The following is a 23,310-nucleotide window of genomic DNA, read 5'->3' on the forward strand; positions in this document are numbered from 1 at the left end:
AAATCGTAAGACTTGCAGGTTTTTTTGTAACGTTATGTTTTGTTTTTAGTTTACTTAACAAGCTCACCGCTCAGGCGCAGCAACTGGAGTTCTGAAATTTTAATGTTATAACGGGCATTAATCAGACGGTTCAGAGAAGTATTCAAACTACGTTGTGCCTCATTTATCTCAAGAATCGTAGAGCCACCCAGCCTGAATTTTTCTAAAGATATTTTCATGTTTTCGTCAGCCACCTGATTATATTCTTCTTCCAGTTTCAGAATCTCCTTATCAGTCTGATACTGGTTATAAGCTCTCACCAAATCATTTTCCATTTGCACAATCCAATCTTCTTCCTGCGTTTTGGCAATGTCTGTATTGATTTTAGCTGTCTGAATCTGTCTACGGGTAATTTGTCCGTTAAAGATGTTCCAACTCAGACCTAAGCCAGTATTTAAGCCGTAGTTCTGGTTATATAAGAATAACCCGGCGTTAGTTTTGCTCAAAGAATAGCCTAATGAAGAGTTAAGAGTTACTCTGGGTAGTTTCAGTGATTCTACTTCTCTTTGCTGAATCAAGGTGATATCGGTAGACTTTCTTAAGGCCTGCAGGGTTTTATTGGCAGAACGTGCTCTGGTACGGAGTTCTTCCTGTGACGGATCAAACGTAAGTTCTACTACTTCCTGCACCTCATAATCCTGATTGGGGTCTCTGGCAAGCAGATTATTGAGAGCAACTTTCGCGTTTTTGAGGTCTGTCTTTGCCTGAACCAGTAAACTGGTCTGTGTTCCCAAATCAGTTTTCGACTGAAGAAAATCCAGTTTAGAACCCTTACCAAACTGCCAGCGCTGGTCGGTTATATTCAACCTCTCTTCATAGTACTTAATGATAGTTTCCAGAAACCTGACCGTTTGCTTCTGTCTCATTATTTCGTAATACGCAGCCATTACATTTGCCATGGTGGTTTCCATTGCTATTCTGGTCTGAATCTGGCTTAGCTGGCTTTGATTTTTCAATCGGTCATAAATAGCATACATGCGTTTGCCGTCATAGAGTGTCCAGGCAAAAGTCACGTTGGCAGAAGGCGTTAAGTTAGTACCGAAACGGTTGGTTTCACCTCCATTGGCCAATACCTGCTTTACTTCGTTAAAAGCTGTTCCGGTATTGGTATTGAAATCTACACGTGGCGACATCCCTGCATTTCCTCTAAAAACCTGTGTTTCGGCTACTTTTTGTTGAAGTACCGCAATTTTTACATCATAATTTTTTTCGAGTGCTATACTGACAGCGTTCTCCAAGGTTAGTATTTCTTGTGCAATTGAAGTTTGGGCAACGAATAATAGAAGAATAATATAGTTTTTCACGTTGTTCTATTTTTACTGAGTTTCATTGGTTTAGGTTAAGCATGCCCTGATGAAACTATTAAATGATGCTTCTTTTTTAAGCGTATGACTTTAAGATAATGCAAAATAGTATATTATGACCGGCATAGAGTGCGGGGATACCAAGCCGGTATCCCTGCTAAACCTAGGCTATTTCATGTTCTGATTCATACGCTATTTTTTCTATCTGTTTCATGCGTTCGTAGTTTTTCGAGCGCGACAAGAAAGTATAAATGGCAGGAATCACATAGAGTGTCAATACTAATGAGAATAAAAGGCCGCCCATAATTACGATACCCATTGACATCCGGCTTCGGCCGGCAGCACCCAAGGCAAAGGCAATTGGGGCAGCACCTAGTACGGTAGCAAAGCTGGTCATCAGGATAGGTCTGAAACGCATGGCTGCAGCTTCAATGGCGGCTTCTTTAATGCCCATACCTTTTTCTCTTAACTGGTTGGCAAATTCAACAATCAAAATACCGTTTTTGGTTACAAGACCAATCAGCATGATCATACCAATCTGGCTGAAGATATTCAGTGTCTGATTAAAATACCACAATGAGAACATGGCACCTGCTACCGCCAAAGGTACGGTAAGCATGATAATGAACGGGTCAACGAAACTTTCAAACTGTGCGGCCAGAATCAGATAAACTAACACAAGGGCAAGTATGAAAGTGTATAGGGTATTAGAAGAACTTTCGGCGAAGTCGCGCGATGAGCCGGAAAGTGTTGTTCTGATTGCCTCATCATTCAATTTATCTCTGATGGCGTCCATGGCCTTGATACCGTCTCCAATGGTCTTTCCAGGCGCCAGACCGGCAGATACCGTAGCACTCATATAACGATTGAAGTGATATAACTGCGGGGGGCTGCTTTGCTCTTCAGTTTTGATGATATTATCCAACTGAACCAATTCGCCAAGATTATTTTTGACAAATGTACTCTTTAAATCAAGCGGTTCGTCGCGGTTAGCACGGTCAAATTGGCCGATTACCTGATATTGACGACCATTCATGATGAAGTACCCAAAACGCTGACCCGCAAAAGATAACTGCATATTCTGGGCCACATCGGCTACCGAGATACCCATACTCTTGGCTTTCTCGCGGTCAATGCTTACTTCCAGCTCAGGTTTGTTAAATTTCAGGTTCATGTCCGATATCACAAAAGTAGGGTCTTTAGCAACCTCATCCATAAACTTCGGCATGTACTCCCGTAGCTTTTCGAAGTCAGGCGCCTGAATTACATATTGAACCGGCAGACCACCACGGGCATCAACTGAAATGGTTTGTTGCTGAATGGCAAACGAACGTGCATCAGGCATGCCTTTCAGCTTTTTAGTTACAAAGTCTACTAGTTCCTGTTGAGAACGCTTTCTTTCAGATTTGTCTTTCAGGGCTATCCGCACCATACCGGTGTTAGGTGAGCCTGAACCCGAGAAACCCGGTGCTGTGATGGTCATAATACCCTTGGCTTCTGGAATGGAATCCTGCAGCATTTTACCCATTTTCAGCATATAGTTGTCCATATATTCGAAAGATGAACCTTCCGGCGCAGTTGACGAAATACGGAACCAGTTGCGGTCGTCGAGCGGAGCCAACTCCTGCTGAATATCTTTACCAAAGAACCAGGTTATACCTAATGTAACAAACAAAATCGGAATAGCCACCCACCGTACTTTCATGAAACTGGTCAGGCGGTCACGGTATCCGTTAATCATGTTTTCGAAGAAAGGCTCGGTTTTCTCATAGAACCATGAGCGTTTATTGTTTTTTCTTACCAGATAGGCATTCAGCATAGGGGTAAGGGTTAGCGACACAAAGGCGGATATCAATACCGCCGAGGCCAGCACAATACCAAACTCACGGAATAGCTTACCCACAAAACCCTGCATGAAAATAACCGGTAAGAATACTGAAGCCAGCGTGATTGAAGTGGAAATAACGGCAAACATAATTTCGTTTGATCCTTTAATGGCGGCCTCAATCGGCTTCATGCCTTCTTCAATCTTTTTATAGATGTTTTCAGTTACAACGATACCGTCATCAACTACAAGACCTGTGGCTAATACAATGGCCAATAATGTTAATACATTGACCGAGTACCCCAGCATGTACATTACAAAGAATGTACCTATCAATGAAACCGGGATATCAATCAGTGGTCTTACGGCAATGATCCAGTCACGGAAGAAAAGGAAGATAATAATCACAACCAGACCAATGGCTATCAGAAGGGTTTCACCTACTTCTTCTACTGAGTTTTCGATGAAAACCGTATTGTCAAGCAATACGTCCATCTTATAATCTTTGGGTAAATCTCTTTTAATTTCTTCAACCCTTTTCTTGATTTCTTTCGAAATCTCTAGGTAATTTGAACCGGGCTGTGGCACAATAGCCAGACCAATCATCGGAATGCCGTTCAAGCGAAGAATAGTCTCTTCGTTTTCCGGCCCTAACTGAATAGTACCGATATCTTTGAAGCGGATGATTTTATCACCGTTGGTTTTAACAATCAGGTTTTCAAAATCTGCTTCGTTTTTGAAACGACCTACCGTTTTTACAGTCAATTCGGTGTTATCACCGGCTAGTTTACCACTCGGTAATTCTACGTTTTCACGGTCAAGTGCCTGTTTAACATCCTGCGTTGTTACACCTTGTGCAGCCATACGGGTCGGATCCATCCATAAGCGCATGGCATATTTCTTTTGTCCCCAGATCATAACAGAGCTTACACCCTGAATGGTTTGCAGACGTTGTGCAACCACATTTTCAGCCATATCGCTCACTTCTAAGTGGGTACGTGCTTCACTTTGAAGCAACATACTCATAATAGCATCTGAGTTCGCATCGGCTTTAGAAACAGTTGGTGGGGCATCAATATCTTGTGGCAACTGGCGCACTGCACCAGACACCTTATCGCGTACGTCGTTTGCGGCACGTTCCATATCTACTCCGAGTTCAAACTCCACCGTAATCTGGCTTGAACCAACGTTAGAAGACGAGCTGATAGATTTAATTCCCTCTACACTGTTCAGCGCTTTTTCGAGAGGTTCTGTAATCTGCGACTCAATAATGTCAGCATTGGCACCGGCGTAAGCCGTACGAACCGACACTACAGGCGGGTCAATTGACGGGTATTCCCGTACACCCAGATAAGTATAACCAATAACACCAAATAAGATAATGATGAGATTCATCACTATGGCTAATACAGGGCGTTTGATGGAAATGGTTGATATAGACATAATTTTGTGAATTTCAATTCAATGCTAAAACCTTATTTAATTACCTGCTTTGCTTTTACAGGGGCATCTTTTTTCAATGCCATAATACCGCTTGTAATCAGCGAGTCTCCGGGTACGAGGCCACTGATAACCTGTATACTTTTATCAGTACGCAGGCCTGTTTCTACCATTTTCTCAGCCACTTTACCGTCTTGCATTACATATACTTTTTTACCTTTCAATACCGGAATGATAGCCTCAGTCGGAATCATAATGGCCTGCGATATATCGAGGTCAACCGTTACTTTTACGAACATACCCGGAATCAGCCTGTCGTTCGGATTCTGAGCGATGGCTCTCACTTTCAATGAACGCAGATTCGGGTCAATTTTCGGGTCAATTGCATTAATGCTGGCAGTGTATATCTGGCTCTGTCCTTCTACTTCAAATTTAACCGACGAACCAAGTCTCAATTGGGTAGAGTATTTTTCAGGAACGGCAAAATCAATTTTTACCGGATTAGTCTGCACCAAAGTAGCCATGTTGGTGGCCGGGGTTACATAAGCACCCAAGCTGACGTTTTTCAAGCCTATTTTACCGGCGAAGGGTGCTTTCAATACTGTTTTTTCGATGCTCGTTTCGAGAAACTCCTTATCGGCCGCCAGGGTGTTAATGGTATTAGAAGTAATCTCATACTCTTCACGGCTGATAGCGTTGATTTCCAGCAATTTCTTCTGGCGGGCGTCGGTCTGTTTAGCCAGTTCAATCTGATAATTGATTTTTTTCAATTGGGCCTGTAAGTCAGTATCTTTAATTTTGGCAATTACTTGCCCGGCAGCAACGCGGCTACCTTCTTTTATATTCAATGCTGTGATCCTCCCTGTCGCTTCTGACATTAGCTGCACTTCTTCATTCGGGAAAACCGTGCCGGGTGATGTAACGGCGTTATCAAGTGTTGCAAAACCGGTAACGAATATGTTAACTGCTGTGGACGGGCCTCCGCCTGCACCACCAGGGCCTTTGTTTCCACCTTTATCTGAGCCGCCTTTGCCGGCAGCTGCTCCGCCGCCCGGGCCACCGCCCATTTTATCTTCAGGTTTGCTGAAAAAGAATATTTTGCCTAGCACTAAAACAACAATTACTGCAACAATGGTAAGTATAGTACGCATTTTAAAATTTATCTTATTAATTTAAGGAGATTAGTAACTAAACAGGATTAAATATTGAATATTAAAGGGGTGTTTTTTTCTGTGTAAATTCAATTATTCAATATAGAAACGAAATAGTAATACTTTTTTTTACGAAATTAAGTGAATAATATCATTGTAACTATAAATAAACGACAAATTAGTCCTTTTTGACGACTATTGATTGAAAAACGTATTATGAGCAGAAATGACCAGATTTCAAGTTAAAATCTGTATTAAGAAAAGGTAAACAGAAGCTTAATTTTAAAACAAAAATATACCTGCACAAAGTTCTAACCGAAAAAGCCAATCCTTTGTTACAAATCAGGTGAAGAAGATTCTTTATTATAGAAAATATCTGACAGCCATCTCGTAGCCTTTCATACCCAAGCCGCATATCATACCCTTGCACCGGCTTGAAAGATAAGAATGATGTCTGAAAGCCTCACGTGCATGAATATTTGATATATGTACTTCTATAGCCGGGGTTTTAATGGCCGACAGCGCATCTGCTATGGCAACAGATGTGTGTGTATAAGCACCTGCATTAATAATGAGTCCGTCGAATTCCACCTGCCCGTAGCCTGCTTCATGGATTTTGTCTATGATGCCCCCCTCATGATTCGACTGATAATAATGTAATTCTATATCCGGAAAAACCTGTTTCAATTCAGCCAGATAATCTTCAAATGTCTGGCTTCCATAAATATGCGGCTCTCTTTTGCCAAGCAGATTCAGATTGGGACCGTTTATGATAATTATTTTCTTCATCAAAAAAGCGATTGAATGGATGATTGAGTATTTTTACGGCAAGTTACGAAAACCATTCGTGTTTACTGATAAAAATTGCGGTTTTGAATTGGCCAATCTATATTCAACATTTTAAGAATTACCTACGGCTGGAGCGATCTATGTCAGAGAACTCCATTGAAGCCTATTTGAGGGATGTTGAAAAGCTTAGCCAGTTTGCGGCCATGACCGACCACAAACCAGGGCCTGAAACGGTTACTGATAAAGATATCTCAGATTTTCTGGCCTATATCAATCAGTTTGGACTTACGGCCACTTCTCAGGCGCGGATCCTGTCGGGCATTAAATCGTTTTATAAGTATCTGGCGATTGAAAACCTTATCAAAACCGACCCCACACAATTAATAGAAGCACCGAAAATCGGCCGTAAATTGCCTGATACCCTGTCGTTTTACGAAATTGAGCAGATGCTGGATTGCATTGATATGTCGACCAACGAAGGAACCCGCAACAGGGCGATTCTGGAGGTGCTGTATAGTTGCGGAGTGCGGGTATCTGAACTGGTAGATTTGAAACTTACCAATTGTTATTTTGATATCGGGTTTGTGAGAGTAGTAGGGAAAGGGAATAAAATGCGTCTGGTGCCTATCGGCCGAGATGCCATCAAGTATACCAATATTTATCTGGAAAGCATCAGAAATCACCTTGACATTAAACCTGATGCCGGAGACATTGTATTTCTGAATCGCAGAGGCCGGCCTTTAACCAGAGTTATGATTTTCCTGATTATAAAAGACCTGGCCGCGCGTGCAGGGATTCATAAGAATATTTCGCCGCATACTTTCAGGCATTCTTTTGCTACTCATCTGATTGAAGGTGGTGCAGACCTGAGAGCCGTACAGGAAATGCTGGGGCATGAGTCTATTACAACCACCGAAATCTATACCCATCTGGACAGAGCCTTTCTGCAGGAAACCCTCAGAAGTTTCCATCCAAGGGAAGATTTTCAACGTAATAGTTTATGAAATGATTAAATCAACAACGCCATGAAGAAAAAAGAAAATAAGATTGTTACCTTGACCGCAAGTCCGGCCATTGATAAAAGTACAAAATTTGCCGGCCTGGTAGCAGAGCAGAAGATAAGATGTGAAACCCCACATTTTGATGCGGGCGGAGGGGGAATCAACGTTTCTAAAGCCATTGCCCGGTTGGGTGGACAAACCCTGGCGATATTTACTGTGGGTGGCGCCCCGGGTGAGTTGTTGCAGGAACTGATAAAAAAAGAAGGGATTGATTACAGAGCCATCAGAACAGAGAGTTGGACAAGAGAGAATTTTATAGCAGTTGATACCCTAACCAATGCGCAGTATCGATTTGGCATGCCTGGTCCTGCCATTACAGCAACGGAGTCGGCCGAAATATTAAAAACCATAGAAGACCTGAAACCGGAATTTTTAGTAGCCAGTGGGAGTCTGGCACCGGGCTTAGGCGATGATTTCTATGAAAAAGTAGCGGCTATATCAAGAAAGACGGGTTCAAAACTAATAGTAGATACTTCGGGTATCCCGTTGGAAAGGGCAGTTGACGAGGGTGTATTTCTATTGAAACCCAATGTAGGTGAATTGGCTAAACTGGTAAAAACCGAAGCGCTGGAAATAAATGAGGTAGACGACGCTGCCAGAGAAGTGATAGCGAAAGGTAAATGCGAAATAGTGGTAGTTTCACTGGGGCCTCAGGGAGCAGTTTTGGTCACTAAAGATAAATGCGAGCATATTCCGGCTCCTCCGGTGCAGAAGAAGAGCACTGTCGGCGCTGGTGACAGCATGGTAGGAGGTATGGTGTGGGCCTTGTCTGAAGGTAAAAATTTATCAGAAATGTTACGATGGGGTGTGGCCTGTGGTTCAGCGGCTACCATGAACGAAGGTACTCAGTTGTTTTCAAAAGGAGATGCACATAAATTATTAAAATGGTTAAATACTTATGGAGAAAAATATCAGGCTCATCATTTTTAGTTTAGTATTACTGGGGAATCAGGCTTTTGCCCAATTGATTCATTCTCACAACGATTACGAACACACCAGACCTTTTTATGAGGCCTATGACCTGGGTTATGATTCGATAGAAGCCGATTTATACATTAAAGATGGAGAACTGTACGTAGCCCACGACTGGAAGAACATTACCGCAGGCAGAACTTTTAAAGCCTTGTATTGGGAACCTATGCTGGCAAAAATCAAAGCCAATAAGGGATATGCATACTCCGATAAAAAGAAGCTTTATTTACTGCTTGATTTGAAAAAAGATGGCAAACTGATAATGACCGAACTCGAAAAGCTGGTGAAAGCCGACAAAAAAGCTTTGAAACACGTACATATTACCATCAGTGGCGATATGCCTAAACCAGATGAGTTTACGCAATATGATAAGACTTTTTTCTTTGACGGCCGCAGGAATATTGAATACTCGGCCAATGCCTATAAGCGGGTAGATATGGTAAGTGCCAGTTTTACTGATTTTGGAAAATACTGGAACGGTAAACAGGATTTACCAGAAGAGACCTATCAGAAAATCAAAGAGTTTGTGAAGTTTAATCATGACAAAGGTAAAAGAGTACGGCTGTGGGGCACACCCAATACCATATTAGGTTTCGAAACACTGCAAAAACTTGAAGTTGACTTTATCGGTACGGATGATTTGGAACTGCTGAAAAAAAATATTCAAAAATAGGGAGTTAATTGTCTTGTAATCAGTTAATATTGCGGATTAATCAGATAATTCTACTACAAGGCTGGTAGATTTATCTGGTTTTTGAGTTAATAACTATATTGAGTGAAAAATAAATCTGCAAGGCGTTTGCTGCCTGTTTTGTTTAGTTTGTGCTATTGAATAAAAACTGTTGATGATTATTAAATAAAGCCCAAAGTATTCAACTGAAATCAGCCCAGATACAGGTGATTTCCGGACGATAGTTACTCCGACTATCAGTTTCGGTAATCTAATGTGCCCTTGCCTTAATCTCTGTTAATTCCGCATGTCTGTTTTTACAAAGCAGTTTAGTATTCTGGTTATTCAAGATAACGCAGAAGGAAATTTCCGTATAGAAGATTATCTGTCTGACAAACTGGTGAATCATCAGGTTCATTATGTCCGAACGGTGGCAGAAATGAAAGTGAAGCTATTCACCAGCATTCAGTTTGATATCATTTTGTTTGATCTGAAACAACCAGACGAAGATGGAGAAGAACGGGTAAGTAAGGTCTTGAATGTTGCTCTTGAAATACCTGTAATTGTATTGACAGATTCTGGAGATAAGTACCTTGGTATCAGAAGCTTGGCGATGGGTGTGGCCGATTATCTGCTTAAAAATGAGCTGAGTACTTCATTGCTTACCAAAAGTATTATTTACAGTATTGAAAGACGAAAAATCAATAGATATCTGCTGGAATCAGAAAAGCGGTATAAAGAACTTTTTCATTTGAACCCCGTGCCTATGTGGGTTTATGAAATCAGTTCGTTGCAATTTCTTGATGTCAATCAGGCTGCGGTTATGCATTACGGGTATTCAAAGGAAGAATTCCTGAACATGAATATTCTTGACATACGACCCAAGGACAGTATTCCGGATATAATCAGTAAGGTTCAGACTTTAAAGAGCGAGGGGAAAAGCATTAAGAATCTGGCTAAGCATCTGAAGAAAAACGGAGAACTGATCCATGTTGAAATAGAGGGCAACATGATAGATTTTGCCGGCAAAAAGGCAAGATTGGTATTAGCTACAGATATAACAGAGAAACTAAAGATAGAAAGCGCTTTAAAAATAAGCGAGCAACGATTTAAAGCATTAGTACAGGACGGAGCCGATCTGATGACAATTATCGATAAAGATGTACGGTTTCAATACGTAAGCCCTAATCATGAGTCTATTCTTGGGTATAGTCCCGAAGTGCTTTTATCAGAAAAAGCGCTTGATTTTATACACGAAGACGACGCAGAAACGGTCTTCAAAGCTGCCTATGAACTGAACCTTCAGGACAGCGTAAATATTGCACCCTATAGAGTGAAGCATAAGAACGGAGGATGGGTCTGGTTAGAAACCACCATCACGAATTTGCTTAAAGACCATGCCATAAGAGGAGTAGTGTCTAATTCGAGAGATGTTGGCAAGCGGATAGACTATGAAAGAAAGCTTAAGGAAACCAACGACCGCTATGAGGCCGTCGCAAAAGCTACCAACGATGCCATCTGGGATTGTGATATGCGAACAAGCCTGACATTTATTTCGGGAGATGGATATCTGAAACTCTTTGGATATCCGATTGTAAACGATTATCTGGAAGCAAATTTCTGGGAAAACCACCTGCACCCTGAAGATGTGGAGCGGGTTTTAAATCAAACAACTCATGCAATTGCCAATGGCAACACACAATTTGCTTCGGAGTATCGTTTCCTGAGGGCCGACGGCGATTACGTATATGTATTTGAAAGAGCGTTTATTATTTATGAAAATGGACATCCGATAAGAATCTATGGCTCTATGCAGGACATTACTTCTCGTAAATACCATGAGAGTATTCTGGAAATAGAAAGAGAAATATACGCGCTTAATGCAACAGCCGGAGTTTCGCTAGACTTTATACTCGAAAAACTGATTGATGAAATTGAAAATCTGATTCAGCATGCATTATGTTCAATAGTGCATCTGAACGAAGATAAAACCCTGACTCAGATAGCCGGAGATTCAATTCCCCGGGAATATGCCGAAGCAATTGATGGAATACTTGTCGGCCCGAGAGCAGGGTCTTGCGGAACCGCCATGTACACAGGTGAGCAGGTAATTGTAACTGATATTGCGAATGATTATCTTTGGATCGATTACAAAGATATAGCAGCGGCGTTCAATCTGAAAGCCTGTTGGTCTATACCCATTAAGAAAAGTAATGGCGATGTGGTCGGGAGTTTTGCCACTTATTACCAAACCTCGAAATCACCCAGATTGCATGAGATAGATTTCATTGAACGGGCAGCTAACCTGGTTGGAGTTTTACTGGAAAACCGGGAGACAAGTGAAAAAATAAGCCGTTCGAATGAGAGATATGATATTGTAATGAAAGCTACCAGCGACACCATCTGGGACTGGGATATAGTTGAAGACAGAATTACCTACAATAATGGGATTCACAAGGTTTTCGGGTATCCTTTAGAATACCTGCAGGTGAAGAATGTGGACGACTGGTGGAAAAGGATTATTTATCCTGAAGATCTGAACAAGACGCGGGATTTTCTGAATGATGTAATTGAACGGCAGGAGTCAAATATACAAATTGAATACCGCTTTCTTTGTGCCGATGGTTCGTATAAATATGTGCTCGACAGGGGCTTTATCGTTGTCGATGAAGCGCATAATCCTATCAGGATCATCGGAGCCATGCAGGACATCACCCGTCAGAAAGAAGAAGAAAACAGACTAAGGTTGTTGGAATCTGTTATTACCAATGCAACCGATGCTGTATTGATAACAGATACAGAATCTGCTGATGACACAGGGCCGAGAGTAGTTTATGTAAACGATGCGTTTACCAATATGACCGGCTATACGCGTGAAGAGGTGCTGGGTAAAACCCCTAGAATGTTGCAGGGTAAAAACACCAGCAGAGAAGATCTGGATAAACTGAAGACGGCCCTGAAACAGTGGGAGCATTGCGAAATGGAGTTGATAAATTACCGGAAAAATGGAGAAGAATTCTGGATGAATATGTCAATTGCGCCTGTAGCCGATAGTAGCGGACATTTTACCCATTGGATATCAATTCAGAGAGATGTAACCGAACGCAAGCAAAGAGAGCTGGAAAGAGAACTGTTAATAAGTGAGTTGAATCAGAGTAATGAAGATTTAAAACAGTTTTCGTACATAACTTCCCATAATTTTAAAGCACCTTTGTCGAATCTTATCGGGTTTCTGAATATTATTGACGAAATACCGATAGAAGACCCGGTTCTTGGGCAGATAATTCAGGGTTTCAGGGTATCTACACATTTGCTGAACGATACTATCAATGACCTGATAAAAATTCTTATCATCAGAGACGGAGATTTGGTAGAGGAAAAGGAAACATCTTTTGCTAAAATTGTCAATCGGGTGATAGCACAGATTGAGAATCTGGTGATTGAGGCGAAGGCCGAAATCACGACTGATTTTAGCAGAGCGCCTTTCGTGATGTTTAATGAGACGTATCTGGAAAGCATTTTGCTGAATCTGATGACCAATGCAGTTAAATACAGATCATATGCACAGGTGTTGAAAATCAATATACGCACTGAAAATGCCGGAGATTTTATTAACCTGATCTTTGAAGATAACGGAATAGGAATAGACCTGAACCGGCATCGGGAAAAAATGTTTGGTTTGTACCAGAAATTCCACGACCGGCCCAATAGTAAAGGAATGGGCCTCTATTTAATAAAAACACAACTTGAAAGTCTGGGCGGTAGCATAGATGTTGAAAGTAATGTTGATGTGGGCACTAAATTCTTTTTAAAATTTAAAGTAACAAATGATAAACAAACTACTTTGCATTGATGATGACCTCACTACATTGATGCTGATAAAAATGGTAACAGAAAAAACTGCTTTTACCAAGGTGGTTGTGACGGCATCAAGCGGAAAGGAGGCTTTAGATTATTACTACGAGTTGCTTGCCAACCCTGAAGAATGGGCGGATTATCCGAGACTTATTTTTCTGGATGTAAATATGCCTGTAATGAATGGATGGGAGTTTCTGGATGAATATGTAGAGAATTTGTATCCGAAATTTCCGGAGACCAAGATTGTGATTTTATCTTCTTCTACCAACCCCTTCGATAAAGAAAAAGCAAAGCAATACCCGATTATTCTGGGGTATATATCAAAACCTATCACTGCCGATCTACTTAAAAAGTTAGTAAAGAAATAACCTTTATTCACTAAATTTGATAATCACTTTCCGTTCCGGCAGCAGAGATATCCATAATCTATCAGAACAAATGCAGATTTTTTATACCGTCGCCGATACACAATCTTACCTTAAAGCCCAGCAAAACGCAGGCAAAACAATTGGATTTGTACCTACTATGGGCGCTTTACATGCAGGGCATATTTCTTTGATCGACGCTTCAAAAAAAGAGAACGACTTAACGGTTTGCAGTATTTTTGTTAATCCAACCCAGTTTAATAATCCGGAAGATCTGAAAAAATATCCGCGAACACTTGAGAAAGACTGTGGGATGCTGCAAGCGGCGCATTGTGATGTGGTATTTGCTCCGTCAGCCGAAGAAATGTATCCTTCTCTGCCGCAAATGAAATTCGACTTCGGTAATCTTGAAACTGTAATGGAAGGGAAGTTTCGCCCCGGGCATTTTAATGGAGTAGGGGTGGTAGTTTCCAAGCTTTTTCATGTAGTGAAGCCCGATAAAGCTTATTTTGGTCTGAAAGACCTGCAGCAGGTAGCTGTGATAAGAAGGATGGTAAGTGATTTAAGTTTTAATCTGCAGATTATTCCCTGTGCAACTTTACGAGAGGCGGACGGGCTGGCCATGTCGTCGCGCAATGTGCGACTTTCAACAGAAGCACGTACACTTGCTCCGAATATCTACAAAGCTTTGCTGATAGCCAGAGAAAAACTGCAAAACGGTGTATCGGCAAAAGAAACACAAGAGGTAATTGCTGAATATTTCAGAGCAATACCAGCCATTGAGCCGGAATATTTCGAAATAGCCGATTTTGATACGCTGGAACCAATCGTCCATGCCAATGCAACGGGTAAAACAGCTGTTTGCATTGCCGCGTTTCTTGACGGTGTAAGGCTGATAGATAATATCGTATTCTGAGAATAGCAGAGGCTATTCTATCGGCAATTAATCTTCCGGAAAGGGTACAAATACAAAACCGGCGAATTCGTTTTCAATCACAAACAGGCAACAATATTCTTCAGGATTTTTATAATTTTCTTTAAAGAGTTCTATCGATTCTTCACCAATGAGATTCCTTTGAACGAATTCATTAAGGAAAGAAGCCTTATAGTCGAATTGCGTTTTGAAGTCGGTTCTGCCAAATAGTAGTTGTCCTACTTCAACGGGTGTTTTGGTTACTACAAAAATAGGGTTTTCAGAGAATCCCCTTTTACGGATCTGATAGGAGGCTTCTTTCAGATGATCGGCTACAATGACAAAATCTTCCGAAATCCGGCCCATTATTTTCTTATCTAATTCGGGCGAATTGGCGTCATCCAGAATTGTATTTTCGTTCGAGTGATTAATCATGTTTTTATAATTGAGTGAATGCTTATGAACAGCCATTCAAACCCCGTTGTTTCTTATAACAGATTACAACCGGGCAGCCAGTAATAAGCCCAGGTCTTTATAACGCAAATTGAAGCGTTGTGCTATCGGAAGGTTCGTTAAGCTCCCTTTGTAGCAATATACTCCTTTAGTAAACCATTGTTTGCCAAAAATCATTTCCTCAATGCCGCCAACTTTTCCTGTTTTTAGTAAAAACGGAGTAAACACGTTACTCAGAGCAATGCTGGCCGTATGCGCCACGCGTGACGCAATGTTTGGTACACAATAATGAGTTACACCGTATTTCTGAAAAGTAGGCTGCTTGTGTGTAGTCATTTCAGAGGTTTCAAAACATCCTCCCTGGTCAATTGACACATCAATAATGATAGAGTTTTTCTTCATTCTGGCCACCATCTCTTCGGTTACAATCAACGGTGCTATGCCGTCTTCTGCCCGCATGGCGCCAATTACTACATCGGCTCTCGCCAGCTCGGCACCAAGTGTTTCAGAGTCAATAATAGAAGTATAAATCTGCTGACCTATGGTATATTTGATTCTTTGCAGTCGATAAATGTGTTGGTCAAAAACCTTAATTTCGGCACCTAAGGCATGTGCTGCCCGTGCTGCGTATTCGCCCACTGTGCCGGCACCCAAGATGAGCACTCTGGTAGGAGGAACACCGGTGATACCACCAAGAATAACCCCACGGCCATTATGTACACTGCTTAGCAATTCTGCCGCTACCAGCATTACAGTATTGCCGGCTATTTCGCTCATGGCTCTGATAATAGGCAGCCCCCCGACTTTATCCTGAATCAGTTCAAAACCAATGCCCGTAATTTTTTTCTCATTGAGTTTTTCAAAATACCTGCGGTCCAGGTTAGGGATGTTCAGCGTTGATATGACCGTCTGATCCGATTTCAGATAAGCTATTTCTTTCTCGGTCAGCGGTTCGATTTTCAGAATCAGGTTGGCTTCAAAAACCTCTTCAGGCGAGTAAACAATCTTTGCTCCGGCTTCGCTATACTCGTTGTCAGTAAATTTGGCGGCGTTTCCGGCTTCACTTTCCACAACCACTTCATGTCCGTTTCTGACAAGCAGGCTTACGGCTTCGGGGGTAAGTGCAATACGGCTTTCCTGAAGAGAAATCTCTTTAGGAAGGCCTATGAAAAGACTTCTGTCTCCCTTTTTTACCATTTCCGGCGATTCCTGCGTGTAAAGTACCGATTGTCGTGCTAGTTCAGAAACAGATTGGCCTGTCATAGGTTAGATAAGTTTTGTTTGCTCAGCTTGTATTAGTTCAATGACAAATTTCGGCTTTTTTCGTCAATAACCGTTATCCGAATGGTATAACAATTTTCGGGCAAAAGAGATTCTATCTTTTCGGCCCATTCGAGCAGGCATATATTTCCAGAATCGAAGTATTCTTCCACACCGAAATCAAGCGCCTCCGATTCTCTCTTCAGCCTGTAGAAATCAAAGTGATAGACGGTCTCGCCGATGTCAGTAGCATACTCATTTACAATTGAAAAAGTAGGGCTTTGCACGGTGCTCAACACTCCTAATTCTTTGCCGAGGGCTTTAATAAGAGTTGTTTTACCTGCACCCATTTCACCTTCAAAAAGCCATATGGTACGTTCGCCTGCTCTGGCAATAATTTCCTTTGCAATTTCTCCTAAATCTGTGATCGTATAAACCATGTTTTCCTGCTATCGGTATTAATTCAGTGCAAAATTCGTATAAATCCCTGAAATATTTCAATCCCCGCCCAGTTAATAACTTTTCGCTAAAAAAACATCTTTTTCTTATGATAATTGTGCTTTTGTCTTGTTTTTTCAAGAACTTTGCTTTGTGAAACAGAAGAGCAATTATTCTTACACTTTCGCCTTAAGCAATACCCTATTTTGTTATCCTAATTTATGTTACAGGATCGTAAACGGATCATCCTAAGCTTTTTTTTTATTGTCTGTGGAATATATCTTCTCAGGCTGCTATTCCTGCAGGTAATTGACGATACCTACCACGCAGTTGGGTCGACCAATGCCATTAAAAAAGAAGCGCAGGTACCTATCAGAGGGCAGATATATGACCGTAACGGTAATTTACTGGTTGCGAATGAAGACGTTTACGACATGTATGTGGTGCCTATCAAGGTAAAGAGCCTTGACACCAGCATGTTCTGTGCTTTGTTTGGTGTTACCCCGCAGTATATTGATAGCACGATGGCAGTGGCAAGGGCTTATTCGCGTAACCGTGCTTCGTTGTTTTTGCGCCAGTTGTCGAAAGAAGATTACGCCAGGGTATCGGATGCGATGGTGAATTTCCCCGGTTTTTCTTTTGAGTTGTCGTTTTTCCGTACTTACCCTGCCCGTACCATGGCCAATGCCTTGGGGTATATAGGTGAGATCAGCAAGAAAGAGTACGAGTCGCAGGAAGTTGGATATTACAGAAGAGGTGATTATATAGGTATTACCGGATTAGAGAAATATTACGAAACAGAATTGAGAGGCAGAAGAGGAGTGAAGTTCACGATGATAAACGTGAAAGGTGAGTACAAAGGGTCTTATGCCGACGGAAAGTATGACACGTTGTCGGTGATAGGTAAAAATTTATACACCACAGTAGACGTAGAAGTACAGCAACTGGCTGATAGCCTTTTTCAGGGTAAAACAGGTTGTGCAGTAGCGATAGAGCCTAATACCGGGGAGATTCTGGCGATGGGTTCGTATCCTTATTATGACCCCAATATGCTTTCTGGTAAGCAATTTTCCAAAAACTTTAAGGAGCTTTACAAGAATCCCGATAAACCATTAAACGACCGGGTAGCAACTGGTTTTTTCAGACCCGGTTCTACCTTTAAGTTGGTACAGGCATTAGTGGCTTTAGAATTGGGAGCCATAGGATCGTCAACTGCATTTCCTTTGGGTGGCGCTCCGGTGAAATGTCACCCGCATCCGGGGTCACCTAACGATTTGCACAATGCCGTGCGTTTTTCTTGTAACCCCTATTTTTATCATGTTTTCCGGAAAACCATGTCGATGGGCTCAGAGACGAACCCTTTCAGAGAAGCGCCCGTGATGCTCACCAAATGGCAGGATATGGTATATAAATTTGGGTATGGCCAGAAACTGGGAATCGACCTGCCCTCTGAATCAAGCGGTTTGCTTCCAGGTGTTAAATATTATAACAAACGGTATGGGGAGCACCAGTGGAAGTTTTCAAATATTTACTCTTTAAGTATCGGTGAGGGCGAGGTATCGGTAAATATGCTGAAAATGGCTAATTTAGCAGCTACCATTGCTAACAGAGGCCATTGGATAACCCCGCATCTGGTACGAGGAGTAGGGCAGAATGCAAAAGGGATTAACGCTGCACTAAAGGAGGTACACCAGACTGAAATAAATCCCCGGCATTTTGAGGCAATTATTGGTGGTATGCAGGACGCGGTTGAACGTGGAACTATAAGCGGTGGTGCCGGAATTGTGCCGGGAATTGCTATCTGTGGTAAAACGGGTACTTCGCAAAACAAGAAAGGTAAAGATAACTCAGTATTTATTGCCTTTGCCCCACGTGAGAACCCGAAAATAGCTATTGCCGTGATGGTACAGAACGGAGGCTTTGGCGGATCAGTTGCAGCGCCGATTGCTACCCTGATGATAGAGAAATACTTGAAAAGAAAGGTTGAAAGAGTAGAACTGAAAGAACGGATCGCGAATTTGTCGATTAAGACCGTAGAAGCAATGGCAGCCAAGGAGCCGCAAGCCATCAGAAATAGTGTAAAGGCAAGGCTGGGTGAATTACCACCCGCAAGCCCCAAGAGTAACGCGGGCAAGCAAAAACAGATTTAATAACACCCAAACGAGAAATTAGTTAAGCATAAAAAATAATATGGCACGCGACATTGATATCAGGGAAGGAATTGACTGGACGACCATCTGGCTTTATATAGCTTTAGTGGTTTTTGGCTGGTTAAACATTTATGCGGCGGTGTATAACCCGGAGAACCCGATTGACATCATTTCGCTTTCGCATAATGCGGGCAGGCAATTGATATTCATTGCGGCTTCGTTTTTATTGATACTGATTATTCTTTTTATTGATTATAAGGTCTACGATTCGTTTGCCTATATATTCTATGGCATCATTATTCTGGTGCTGATAGCCACTATATTTCTGGCTACAGAAATCAAAGGGTCAAGATCATGGATCAAACTGGGTTCGTTTTCGTTGCAGCCTGCCGAGATATCCAAAGTAATAACTGCGCTGGCGTTATCGAGGTATCTGAGTTCGCAGAACGTAAACATTACACGATTCCGTGATGCGATTGTGGCCGGTATTATGGTTTTTTTACCCCCTGTTATTATCATTCTTCAAAAAGAAACGGGTTCTGCGCTTACTTTTGCAGCCTTTATAGCGGTGTTTTATCGGGAAGGTCTGCCGGGTATTTATCCGGCATTAGGCATTGCCCTGGCTATACTTTTTGTAATGACGCTGTTCTTTTCAAAAGTATACATTATCATTGGCATAGCAGTGCTTTGCGGGTTGTTCTGGTATTTTTTCCTGAAACGCTACGAACGAACCACCCAGAATATTTTGAGGCTTACCGCTGTATTTGCCATTGCTTCGATTTTTGTATTCAGTACCGATTTTTTCGTAACCAAAGTATTGAAACCTCACCAGCAGAAGCGTATTCAGGTATTGGTGAATCCAGATTCTGACCCGCTGGGTGATGGCTGGAACGTAACCCAGTCAAGAATCGCTATCAGTTCCGGCGGTCTTGTCGGAAAAGGCTATCTGCAGGGAACACAAACCAAATTTGACTTTGTGCCTGAGCAATCAACCGACTTTATTTTCTGTACAGTAGGCGAGGAGTGGGGCTTTGTGGGTAGTATGATTGTAATTCTGATTTTTGCGGCTCTGCTCAACCGGATTATTAATCTGGCCGAAAAACAGCGCAGCAAGTTTGCCCGTATTTACGGCTATTGTGTGGCCTCTATTCTGTTTTTTCACTTATTAGTCAACATCGGTATGACCATCGGTCTGATGCCGGTAATCGGTATCCCGTTGCCGTTTCTCAGCTATGGAGGTTCATCTTTGTGGTCGTTTACCATTCTATTGTTTATCTTCCTGAAACTGGATGCTCACCGGAGCTATAAGGTATAAAACCCAAAAGGGCGAATCATTCGCCCTTTTGGTATATTCTTACATAATCCACTTCATATTTTATCAGGTCTTTTTGCGGCTTGCCACCATTGCCGCCTAATGCCAGATTCAGTAAAAGATAGTGTTCCTGCAAAAAACCGTTACTGCCGTCGGCGTTGATGGTTTCGTTCAGCAAGGTACTGTTCAGCAATTCATTATCCAGATACAGCCTGATGGACTCTTTATCCCAGTCCATTCGCCAGATATGGAATTTCTTTGCCCAGTCTTTATCTTTTGCTATAAAATTTTCTAAAGGTATTTTTTTTTCATCCCATTTAGCTACGTAGGGTTTGTCGGTGCCCCAGGCTACATTGGCCAGTATAGTGGGCACGCCTTTTACCCGGTAAAATTCCATTATATCAACCTCCCCGTTGGATGGCCACGGCTTGTTAATACCCAGTGTCCAGATGGCCGGCCACGACCCCATAGCCGTATCAATGCGGGCTCTTACCTCTACTCTGCCAAACTGCCATTGTTTGAAACCGCGGGTCTGAATACTTGAAGATGTATATTCAGAATATTCTCTGTTCTTGCGCCAGTCGGTGCTACCTGCTTCATAACTGGGATTTTTGATGGCTTCTTTTCTGCCTTCAAAAAGTAAGACGCCATTCTTACAAGTGACATTGTCTGGCTGATACCATTGTAATTCCTGGTTACGCACAAAGCCTTTTTCGTAGCGCCAGTATTGCGGGTTGGGTTTGCCGTTACTATTGAACTCATCGTTCCAGATAAGCTTCATGCCTTTTATTTCTTTGGGTTGGATGTAATCAGGATTAAATGCTGAAGTATGTTGTGCGTAGATAGCAAAATGCGACAGGAACAAGCCTATCATCAGGAGTGTTTTTTTCATAGTAACTGATGGGTGAATTTTGGGTAAAGTTCACACCTTTTCTTCTAAAAAGCAGTATGCTAAGAAAAATAATGTTTTCTGAGACACGGAGCTCAGAAAACATTCAGGCGTGCACCTACAAAACCCCTGATGCGTTGCAAAGGAGCATAGTTATAGCTAGGGTCAAATTGCTCGCTGAAAGGAGCATCGGCCATGAAGATCGGATACTTAGGTATAAAGTTAGTATAGTTTTTCACGCCTCCGTATAATTGCAGGCCGTTTTTAAGGCGTTTAGTAAGTTGTATATTATGCAGCCCGAACCACGGAGAGTATTCCGGGCGGGTATCGCCATATTGGCGTACCACCGGTAACCGCATCGGGCTATAGAGATTACCCGTTAAATCAATGCTTATCTGCGCTTTTTCGAAAGAATAACTCACCGAATAGTTGCCGGTAAAGTGGGGTGTTTGAATCTGCTTGATTTTTGTATGATTGTTTTCTACCCGATATACATCCATCAGCGTGGCACCAAAAAATGCTTTTAAACCGGAAGCCAGAATCAACTCGCCGTTAAGGGCAATCCCTTTAGAAATGCCGTGGCCTTTCAGGTTGTCATACACCACCAGTTCAGGGTCCTGGTCATAGTCTGCTATGATTTTATTGGCGAAGTAAGTGTAAAATGTATTAAACTGTATATTACCATAGCCTTGCCCCAGTGTGAAAAAATGCTGATAATCAAGATTGGCATTGTAGGAGCGCTCAGGTTTGAGTGCATTTTTTATCAATACTTTTCTTGAGCCTGTCAGCGCGGCGTGGTCTTCCGAGAAAAGATTTACTACCCTGTAGCCATTGCCCAGGCTCATGCGGAATATGTTGTTTTTATCAGGAGAGAACTTCCAGTTCAATCGGGGAGAGAAAATGCCCCCGTGTTTGGAGTTATAATCGTAACGAGCGCCAACCAGCAATTTGTTTTTGCTGCCTGCGGTTATTTCATCTTGCACAAATACACCCGGCAGCCAGATTTTATCCGGCGCATTACTCAAGTCAGGTTTTTGGGTAATTACTGTATTATCGTCATAAAACGTATTACGGAGCGTTGCTCCGAAAAGTGCGTCATGATTTTTGTTCAGTTTTTTATCCCAGAGCAATTGTCCGAATGCTATTCTTTGTATAGCCAGATAGGTAGTTACTCCATAGACCGAATTCTGATCGTGCTGATTGATAGAGAAATTGAGTGTAACTTTTTCTTTCTCGAAGGGTAACTGATAATTGCCCAGCAACTCCCAGCGTTTGGTAAAAATAGATTCGCCGTATACTTCACTTTCGCCGCGGTTGGCTTTCTGCCATTGCATTTCTCCACCGAACCGGTCTTCGTACACATAGCGGGCAGCCAGATTGAAAGTCCGGTTTTTAGGCCGATGGAACGCCCACTTATTGAACAATGAAATTCTGTTCTGTAGGGTAACATCGGTGAAATTGTCGTGATTGATGTCTACTCTGTTGCCGAATACGAAATAATTGCCGGAAAACAAGGTAGTAGCATTCCCGACTTTGGCTTTTATACCGGCGTCGAAATTGTTTTCCAGATAACTAGTGGTGTTCCAGTCGAAGCTCAATTTAGGCGCTTTGGCAGGGGCTTTGGTGATTACGTTTATCAGCCCTCCTACTGCTTCTGAGCCATAGAGGGTAGAGGCAGGGCCTTTCATTACTTCAATACGTTCCACTATCGAATTAGGAATCCCGCTCAGACCATAAACAGTTGATAAGGCGGATACTATGGGCATGCCGTCAATCAGTACCATAGTGTAAGGACCTTCCATGCCGTTGATGTGGATATCGCCTGTATTACAAACGTTGCAATTCAGTTGTGGCCGAACTCCGTTGACCATCGAAAGCGACTCGAAGAGGCTGGGTGTAGGGTTTTTTCTGAAAAAAGTAGGATTCAGGATTTGTATGGGCGCCGGCGACTCGTTGATAGTAGTTTCTTTCATGGTGCCGGTTACTACCACCTCATTAAGCTGGGCATTTTCTTCTTCAATTTCAATTAGCAGACTGACCGGTTTTTCAGCCTGTACATTGACCGTCAATACTCTGGTTTTATAGCCCACACTTGATACCTGAATAGTCTGTCTACCTGCAGGAGCATTCAGAATAACAAATTTCCCTTCTTCATTGGCTTGAGTGCCTATAGTAGTATTGCGTATCAGAACATTGGCAAAGCTGACAGGCTTATCTTTCGACACCACCGTACCTCTTATTTCTCCGGCAAATACAGGTATAAGTCCATAAGTCAACAGATAAATAATAGTAATAAATATACTTCTCATATTAGCCTAATTTAGAATTTTTTAGGTTTACGATTCAAAATTAGGATAATAGAATTGATTTTCAAAATATATTCTAAATATATTTTTAGATTTAACTAAATATGTTACAATG

Annotated in this window: 17 protein-coding genes; 8 read left to right on the forward strand and 9 right to left on the reverse strand. The window is 42.0% G+C overall.

Annotated features, from left to right (window positions below):
* Positions 1-50: 50 nt before the first annotated feature.
* The 4 genes from AC1RRY_RS15445 to aroQ all read right to left on the reverse strand — a co-directional run bounded on the left by AC1RRY_RS15445 (position 51) and on the right by aroQ (position 6,548).
* On the reverse strand, positions 51-1,343 hold the full coding sequence (locus AC1RRY_RS15445) for a TolC family protein (protein WP_492823013.1): 1,293 nt from the start codon (positions 1,341-1,343) through the stop codon (positions 51-53).
* Positions 1,344-1,506: 163 nt separating this feature from the next.
* Positions 1,507-4,611: an efflux RND transporter permease subunit gene (locus tag AC1RRY_RS15450; protein WP_492823011.1), complete on the reverse strand. Its 3,105-nt coding sequence runs from the start codon at positions 4,609-4,611 to the stop codon at positions 1,507-1,509.
* A 32-nt stretch (positions 4,612-4,643) separates the two neighbouring features.
* Complete coding sequence (locus tag AC1RRY_RS15455) at positions 4,644-5,759, reverse strand: efflux RND transporter periplasmic adaptor subunit (protein WP_492823009.1); 1,116 nt, start codon at positions 5,757-5,759, stop codon at positions 4,644-4,646.
* A 363-nt stretch (positions 5,760-6,122) separates the two neighbouring features.
* Positions 6,123-6,548, reverse strand: coding sequence for a type II 3-dehydroquinate dehydratase (gene aroQ / locus AC1RRY_RS15460; RefSeq protein ID WP_492823007.1), 426 nt, complete (start codon positions 6,546-6,548; stop codon positions 6,123-6,125).
* A gap of 83 nt (positions 6,549-6,631) precedes the next feature.
* Between aroQ and xerD the strand changes: the two genes are divergently transcribed.
* The 6 genes from xerD (at position 6,632) to panC (ending at position 14,390) form a co-directional block, all read left to right on the forward strand.
* Complete coding sequence (gene xerD / locus AC1RRY_RS15465; protein ID WP_492823005.1) at positions 6,632-7,552, forward strand: site-specific tyrosine recombinase XerD; 921 nt, start codon at positions 6,632-6,634, stop codon at positions 7,550-7,552.
* Positions 7,553-7,573: 21 nt separating this feature from the next.
* Positions 7,574-8,539, forward strand: a complete 966-nt coding sequence (locus AC1RRY_RS15470) for a 1-phosphofructokinase family hexose kinase (protein WP_492823003.1) — start codon at positions 7,574-7,576, stop codon at positions 8,537-8,539.
* The gene (locus AC1RRY_RS15475) at positions 8,508-9,254 is read left to right on the forward strand and encodes a PI-PLC domain-containing protein (protein ID WP_492823001.1); all 747 of its coding nucleotides are present in this window, start codon (positions 8,508-8,510) and stop codon (positions 9,252-9,254) included. The genes AC1RRY_RS15470 and AC1RRY_RS15475 overlap by 32 nt, the downstream gene beginning before the upstream one ends.
* A gap of 304 nt (positions 9,255-9,558) precedes the next feature.
* Positions 9,559-13,104, forward strand: a complete 3,546-nt coding sequence (locus tag AC1RRY_RS15480) for a PAS domain S-box protein (protein ID WP_492822999.1) — start codon at positions 9,559-9,561, stop codon at positions 13,102-13,104.
* The gene (locus AC1RRY_RS15485) at positions 13,079-13,477 is read left to right on the forward strand and encodes a response regulator (RefSeq protein ID WP_492822997.1); all 399 of its coding nucleotides are present in this window, start codon (positions 13,079-13,081) and stop codon (positions 13,475-13,477) included. The genes AC1RRY_RS15480 and AC1RRY_RS15485 overlap by 26 nt, the downstream gene beginning before the upstream one ends.
* 70 nt (positions 13,478-13,547) lie before the next feature.
* Positions 13,548-14,390, forward strand: a complete 843-nt coding sequence (gene panC / locus AC1RRY_RS15490; protein ID WP_492822995.1) for a pantoate--beta-alanine ligase — start codon at positions 13,548-13,550, stop codon at positions 14,388-14,390.
* A gap of 27 nt (positions 14,391-14,417) precedes the next feature.
* Here panC and AC1RRY_RS15495 read toward each other — a convergent pair whose 3' ends face one another.
* The 3 genes from AC1RRY_RS15495 to tsaE all read right to left on the reverse strand — a co-directional run bounded on the left by AC1RRY_RS15495 (position 14,418) and on the right by tsaE (position 16,540).
* Complete coding sequence (locus tag AC1RRY_RS15495; RefSeq protein WP_492823140.1) at positions 14,418-14,822, reverse strand: hypothetical protein; 405 nt, start codon at positions 14,820-14,822, stop codon at positions 14,418-14,420.
* A gap of 63 nt (positions 14,823-14,885) precedes the next feature.
* On the reverse strand, positions 14,886-16,103 hold the full coding sequence (locus AC1RRY_RS15500; RefSeq protein ID WP_492822993.1) for an alanine dehydrogenase: 1,218 nt from the start codon (positions 16,101-16,103) through the stop codon (positions 14,886-14,888).
* Between the two features lie 32 nt (positions 16,104-16,135).
* Entirely contained in the window at positions 16,136-16,540 is a 405-nt protein-coding gene (gene tsaE, locus AC1RRY_RS15505; protein WP_492822991.1) for a tRNA (adenosine(37)-N6)-threonylcarbamoyltransferase complex ATPase subunit type 1 TsaE, read from the reverse strand.
* A gap of 219 nt (positions 16,541-16,759) precedes the next feature.
* On the opposite strand from tsaE, the gene AC1RRY_RS15510 reads away from it, so the two are divergent.
* Entirely contained in the window at positions 16,760-18,688 is a 1,929-nt protein-coding gene (locus AC1RRY_RS15510) for a penicillin-binding transpeptidase domain-containing protein (RefSeq protein ID WP_492822989.1), read from the forward strand.
* 40 nt (positions 18,689-18,728) lie between these two features.
* Positions 18,729-20,003 (forward strand): rod shape-determining protein RodA, encoded by a 1,275-nt coding sequence (gene rodA / locus AC1RRY_RS15515; RefSeq protein ID WP_492822987.1) that lies wholly within the window; start codon positions 18,729-18,731, stop codon positions 20,001-20,003.
* 16 nt (positions 20,004-20,019) lie between these two features.
* Here the strand turns inward: rodA and AC1RRY_RS15520 are convergent, their stop codons facing one another.
* Together AC1RRY_RS15520 and AC1RRY_RS15525 are read right to left on the reverse strand one after the other, a co-directional pair.
* The gene (locus tag AC1RRY_RS15520; protein ID WP_492822985.1) at positions 20,020-20,892 is read right to left on the reverse strand and encodes a glycoside hydrolase family 16 protein; all 873 of its coding nucleotides are present in this window, start codon (positions 20,890-20,892) and stop codon (positions 20,020-20,022) included.
* A gap of 92 nt (positions 20,893-20,984) precedes the next feature.
* On the reverse strand, positions 20,985-23,198 hold the full coding sequence (locus AC1RRY_RS15525; protein WP_492822983.1) for a TonB-dependent receptor: 2,214 nt from the start codon (positions 23,196-23,198) through the stop codon (positions 20,985-20,987).
* Positions 23,199-23,310: the final 112 nt, after the last annotated feature.

The organism is Emticicia sp. GW821-FHT11C11 (genome assembly GCF_058808615.1).

What these genes read in the sequence shown, in the direction of transcription:
- AC1RRY_RS15450 (WP_492823011.1), bottom strand. Translation starts at nt 4,611, where the DNA reads ATGTCTATATCAACCATTTCCATCAAACGCCCTGTATTAGCCATAGTG.
- AC1RRY_RS15455 (WP_492823009.1), bottom strand. Translation starts at nt 5,759, where the DNA reads ATGCGTACTATACTTACCATTGTTGCAGTAATTGTTGTTTTAGTGCTA.
- aroQ (WP_492823007.1), bottom strand. Translation starts at nt 6,548, where the DNA reads ATGAAGAAAATAATTATCATAAACGGTCCCAATCTGAATCTGCTTGGC.
- AC1RRY_RS15470 (WP_492823003.1), top strand. Translation starts at nt 7,574, where the DNA reads ATGAAGAAAAAAGAAAATAAGATTGTTACCTTGACCGCAAGTCCGGCC.
- AC1RRY_RS15475 (WP_492823001.1), top strand. Translation starts at nt 8,508, where the DNA reads ATGGAGAAAAATATCAGGCTCATCATTTTTAGTTTAGTATTACTGGGG.
- AC1RRY_RS15480 (WP_492822999.1), top strand. Translation starts at nt 9,559, where the DNA reads ATGTCTGTTTTTACAAAGCAGTTTAGTATTCTGGTTATTCAAGATAAC.
- AC1RRY_RS15485 (WP_492822997.1), top strand. Translation starts at nt 13,079, where the DNA reads ATGATAAACAAACTACTTTGCATTGATGATGACCTCACTACATTGATG.
- panC (WP_492822995.1), top strand. Translation starts at nt 13,548, where the DNA reads ATGCAGATTTTTTATACCGTCGCCGATACACAATCTTACCTTAAAGCC.
- AC1RRY_RS15495 (WP_492823140.1), bottom strand. Translation starts at nt 14,822, where the DNA reads ATGATTAATCACTCGAACGAAAATACAATTCTGGATGACGCCAATTCG.
- AC1RRY_RS15500 (WP_492822993.1), bottom strand. Translation starts at nt 16,103, where the DNA reads ATGACAGGCCAATCTGTTTCTGAACTAGCACGACAATCGGTACTTTAC.
- tsaE (WP_492822991.1), bottom strand. Translation starts at nt 16,540, where the DNA reads ATGGTTTATACGATCACAGATTTAGGAGAAATTGCAAAGGAAATTATT.
- AC1RRY_RS15510 (WP_492822989.1), top strand. Translation starts at nt 16,760, where the DNA reads ATGTTACAGGATCGTAAACGGATCATCCTAAGCTTTTTTTTTATTGTC.
- rodA (WP_492822987.1), top strand. Translation starts at nt 18,729, where the DNA reads ATGGCACGCGACATTGATATCAGGGAAGGAATTGACTGGACGACCATC.
- AC1RRY_RS15520 (WP_492822985.1), bottom strand. Translation starts at nt 20,892, where the DNA reads ATGAAAAAAACACTCCTGATGATAGGCTTGTTCCTGTCGCATTTTGCT.
- AC1RRY_RS15525 (WP_492822983.1), bottom strand. Translation starts at nt 23,198, where the DNA reads ATGAGAAGTATATTTATTACTATTATTTATCTGTTGACTTATGGACTT.